Genomic DNA, 4,706 nt, shown 5'->3' with positions numbered 1-4,706 from the left:
TCATTATTTATATTTTATATCTTTTGATCGGCTAACCTCTGAATTGTATGCTTATATGTTCAATTTTTAACTTTTTTAAAATTATTAGTTTGGTAATAATCAGCAATTAATTTATTCCACTTATTCAGAGACACACTAATAATGTTAGTACTATCGTTAATGCTTTATTAGTAATCATAGATCGGAAAGTGGTTAATTTTTTATAGAAATTTTTCTCCCTTGTTGTTTTCAGTTAGTGACGGTTTAAAAAATATTTTTTCCTAAATCAACGCTACCTGTTCTCTGCCGTAATTCACTAAAGGCTAAAGTGTCTTCTATCACTATGATCTTGTTACCTTGCTTTTCTATAGTCAACGGTCTCTTGTGTTGTTATATGCTGCCAATTCTACTTTAAATTGACAATTATTAAAATATCTGCAGTTTGTTTAGCTGGGGCTTAGTCCTCTTTTATCGATTTTTAGTTCAGATAGTTTTTAATTGTTCACTGATTATTTTTATCTTGATTCCTTCTTGATGATTGTTTAAAGCCCATATTATTTTGCTTAAGCAGCTTTTAATCAATATTAGTATGAATCTATATCAAACTCCTAAAGCGGCTTAGAAGCAATTTTAAGGGCCTTTAGGCCCATCCGTTGGAATCTGAGTTTTTAGTTTCCTCGGGGTGAGCTTTTTTATACTGCTTTGCAGCCTGTTTATTCCACCAAATGCCAAACAGGTTCTGCATAGTACCGTATAAGTAGTTCTCTACGTTCTTAATATGTTTCTCGTTGCTTCTTAGGGCATTGAAATAGCGTCTTAACGTCTTGGTTATTAAGGGCTTTAGTTCGGGATCATCCAAGGCGATCCACACCCCTAAGTCCCGGTGTTCTTTTTCGACGGCATATTTGGCATTCAGAATAATGCCGATAAAGCGGTGCATTTGTTGCGGGGTGCGGCACCAAAAACTTAGAAGTTGAACAGCTTCGGGTTCTAAGAAGACTTCCAAGCCGCTATCCGGATCAGTTAAAAAGTCGTTAGCATGCGAGACTAGATCGCGATTTTGCTTGTCGATTTCTGCTGGTGAAAAGTTGGCTGTGGAAAAGTTTAACTTTTGAGTATCTATATTGTATCTATTAGTATCTAAGCTTCTAGGTTCTTTATATAGATCGTGTCCGTTTTTCGGAAGTCTGCTTGTATCAAGGGATTGGGATATGTTACCAACGGTCTCATGCTGATTTCCGTTTTTCGGAAGTCTGCTTGTATCAAGGGATTCAACGGTCTCATGCTGATTTCCGTTTTTCGGAAGTCTGCTCGTATCAAGGGATTGGGAGCTATTTAGATTCTTTTCTCTTAAATAAACATCTTTTTCATTAACTTTTAATTCCGCTAAATACAATCGGTTGGGTAATTGGCGGCCGGCTTTTGGTTGAAAACCCATTCTTTTCTGCATTAATAAATGAGCACCTTCAAGCTCTTTTTTAATTTTTGCAATTTTTGTATTTGAGCAGTCAAATAGTTTTTTTAATTCTTCGTTTGTGAAGACAAAATAAACATTGTCATTTTCGTCAACCCAGTTATTTCGTAATGAATATTCTAGCCGATCTTTGAGAACCATGTAAGCCAGTTTAGTATCACTACTTAGGTGTTTATATTTTTCTCCGTACATTAGTACCTTGGGAAATTGAAAAAATAAAGTTCCATAAACGTTATCTTTTTTATAAAATTCAAAATTTGTTTGATCCATCATAAAAACTCCCTTCTTGACTGACACCTGCTGTCCCAAAAGAGAGTTGCCAAAACATTTGATTTGCTTTAAAATACAAATCTGATATGCTTTAACTAAGTTACAAAGCGTACATTTGGTAGTGGTGGCTTTGCAATTTCATCAGCATGTGTCTGTTTGTGAGTTGACCAACCGGCAACTTTTTTAATTTATAGCAACTAAACAAAAATGGACTAGGCAGCTTCTGTTGGCTACTTAGTCCATTGGATTTAATTTGTTTTTTAACTATCCTTAACTTGTCCTTTTGGACCGGTTTGCGGTATAATTAACCTACAAATTAAGAACAATATTCAGTTGATTTTTACTTGGCGGTCTAAATCGACTGAATCTAAGTAGCTGTCAGATAGCTACTTGCTAAACCTGAAGTCCCTGATTCCTCGTGAATTGGGGACTTTTTTCTGTTTAGCTTGATCTTTTATTCGGTTGTCATATTAATCTTAGTCTAGCATAGCGCTTACCCGCCGGCAACTTTATTTGGTCTTGTACACTTTGCCTACTTTGGGTTTGAACCAATAAGAGCCGGAAGATATCAGTAAATATTCGAATAATATAAATGCCTCTGGGTGTTTAAGAAAGTATTCGTTGAAAGCACTGAAAATCAAAAGCATGATCGGTCCGCATAAATAAGTAATAAACAAGGATATCATTTGTAATATACGGATAACTGATCGACGATTACCACTCCATTTTTCAAATAGTACTTGTAACCATTATTGTAACGGGAATAACCATTGTCTAAAAAAGAAACGATCGCCTATTTTATGTCTCTTCAAAATGCCGATAACGGGAAATAGCCAAAAATAATAATACAAGCAACAAGGAATATCTCGTTCATTGTAGTTTCCATGATTTTACCCCTTTTTCAATTAGCGAAAATCAAAGATTAAATTCTTTTTTTAGCAGTTTCTCTAAATATCTGGAAGCTGTTAATTCTTTCTCTTTTGCACGTCTAGTTAGTTCATTAGCAATATCTTGCTTCAAAGTATAAGATTTTGAAATTCTAGGTGCAGTTGGTTCATTTTTAGCAGGTTTGCTGCTCATACTATTTTTTAGTTGATTCATTTTATCTTCAAATGCCATTATACTAGTCCTTTCTGTCTCATAATATGATATAGCATGACATATCATATTACGCTATTGCTTCGCAAAGGTTTCAAAGATATTGTCGATATTTTCGAAAAATTCTTTGGCCCTTTGTGTTGAATTGTTTTCTTGCTCCATCTTAATCAGCGGTTTGTGATTAAGAGTTGTTTTATTGAATATTTCTCTTTCAGGAATTAGTGCAATTGTCCGCGGGTCTTTTTTCATTTGTTCTACAAACTCATGAGATGACTTAGTATTATGTTTTATCCGGTTTCCAATGAATTTAAGTTCCGCTGTGACAAAACTTTGTCGAGTTTCGACATTAATTACATCTTGTTTCAATTGTTTCATTCTTAATTCCAAATTACTTTTTGAAATAAAACCGTATTCACTTGGTTCAATTGGGCTGAAAACGAAATCAGAAATTACAATCATATTTTGTGTGATAGTTGAAAAATCAGGATGCGTATCTATCAATACATAATTGAATTTTTTTAGTTCATTATAGTTATCTGAAAACCACATGTACATTAATAATTCTTTGTTTGCTCTAGTTTGAAGATCATTGTTAATTGTATCTAGATTCATAGAAGCAGGGATAATTGACAGATTCTTGTGTAACTCAATAATTTCTACTTTTTCATTATCTTTTGTAAAAACATTAGCTAAGGTATCATGATCTTTATAAATATCATACGTTTGGGTCAAACTACACTGGTGATCACTATCAATCATCAAAACATTGTAACCCTTACTAGATAACCATTCACCATAATTGAAAGTTAAAGTTGTTTTTCCAACTCCGCCCTTAATGGCTGAAAAAGTAATTATTTTCATAGTGTTCCTCCTTATTTGCAAGTAAATAATAGCATATTATGAAATAGCATGCAACAATATATCATGATATGATATATTGTTGCATGCTATTTCATGGAAATAAGATTATGCGAGTAATCAACAAATAAATCAAGGCCCACACAAATTGATGGTTGGTCTCAAGCAAATGGCACAAAAAGAAGCTTTAATGAATTCTATGGGAAAAATTAAGCATGCTAAAAAGCGACAAATCAGTCATGCCTTTAGTCATACTTATTTGGTAGGAGCGGTGATTATTTTAATTCTTTCACCGATTGCTTTATTAACAGATCGTAAGCAATTTAAAAGTTGAATTAAGCTAGCCAGTATCTTAATTCAATGCGGATTACTAGCTAAATCTAAGAGGGTATTTCGAATGAGATACCCTCTTAGATTTATAAAATAATCCCCTTACTGGCTAAATTAGATAAACATTCTTTCAAATACGAATCATTATGTTCTGGATAAATCGGGTTAGTTATCGGACACTTTTTCAAAATTATATATGGATCGCAATGGATACCACGGTAAAGCGGATCAAACCATTTTTTATTAGGACGATATCCGCGCCGCTGCATTTCGTGCATGACCAGCAAGTGAAATTGATAAAGTTTATATGGTGAGTAATTGAATACATAATTAACAGTTGCATGCTTTTTTCCCCAGCCATTGCCTCTTAAAGCAGCAATTTCCCGATGCTGTCCTAACAGTTGTTGGCGAGGAAGTTTGCTAATGAGTTGCTCATGCCAAAGTCGCATAATTAGCCTCCTAATTTTTTATTTTATTTATCAATGTATTATAAAAAATGATTGAGGTAATGTTTTCCTTGATATTACCCAAAATTGGTTTGCCCCAGCATGTTTTCTTGACTAGCCTGGTCTAAGCCTAAATAAGCTAACGTCATCGCCTCACTGGAATGATTGAGCAGATTCATGACTAAGCCAATATTATAATTTGATTGCGTGTAAACGCGATAAGCCCCGGTTTTGCGCATCGTATGGGTCCC

General features: G+C 34.1%; 5 protein-coding genes and 1 pseudogene. 1 reads left to right on the top strand and 5 read right to left on the bottom strand.

Annotated elements, in window-relative coordinates; translation table 11 throughout:
- Positions 1-619 precede the first annotated feature (619 nt).
- From LKE01_RS11425 to LKE01_RS11410, 3 genes are all read right to left on the bottom strand, one after another.
- Positions 620-1,726, bottom strand: a complete 1,107-nt coding sequence (locus tag LKE01_RS11425) for a replication initiator protein A (protein WP_146979246.1) — start codon at positions 1,724-1,726, stop codon at positions 620-622.
- A 912-nt stretch (positions 1,727-2,638) separates the two neighbouring features.
- On the bottom strand, positions 2,639-2,842 hold the full coding sequence (locus LKE01_RS11415) for a hypothetical protein (protein WP_054712561.1): 204 nt from the start codon (positions 2,840-2,842) through the stop codon (positions 2,639-2,641).
- A gap of 54 nt (positions 2,843-2,896) precedes the next feature.
- A complete protein-coding gene (locus tag LKE01_RS11410; RefSeq protein ID WP_054712564.1) occupies positions 2,897-3,682 on the bottom strand; it encodes a ParA family protein in 786 nt (261 codons plus the stop codon).
- Positions 3,683-3,848: 166 nt separating this feature from the next.
- Between LKE01_RS11410 and LKE01_RS11405 the strand changes: the two genes are divergently transcribed.
- Positions 3,849-4,013: an MFS transporter gene (locus LKE01_RS11405; protein ID WP_075168959.1), complete on the top strand. Its 165-nt coding sequence runs from the start codon at positions 3,849-3,851 to the stop codon at positions 4,011-4,013.
- 82 nt (positions 4,014-4,095) lie between these two features.
- Here the strand turns inward: LKE01_RS11405 and LKE01_RS11400 are convergent, their stop codons facing one another.
- Both LKE01_RS11400 and LKE01_RS11395 read right to left on the bottom strand, forming a co-directional pair.
- Positions 4,096-4,458 carry a TIGR02328 family protein gene (locus LKE01_RS11400; RefSeq protein WP_056949709.1) on the bottom strand — a complete coding sequence of 121 codons (363 nt, stop codon included), beginning with the start codon at positions 4,456-4,458 and terminating at the stop codon, positions 4,096-4,098.
- 74 nt (positions 4,459-4,532) lie between these two features.
- Positions 4,533-4,706 (bottom strand): annotated as a pseudogene (locus LKE01_RS11395) (site-specific integrase); the annotation flags it as partial.

It is taken from the genome of Lentilactobacillus kefiri, assembly GCF_007989105.1.
GTDB lineage: Bacteria > Bacillota > Bacilli > Lactobacillales > Lactobacillaceae > Lentilactobacillus > Lentilactobacillus kefiri.
This window is presented reverse-complemented; position numbering and strand designations above follow the sequence as displayed.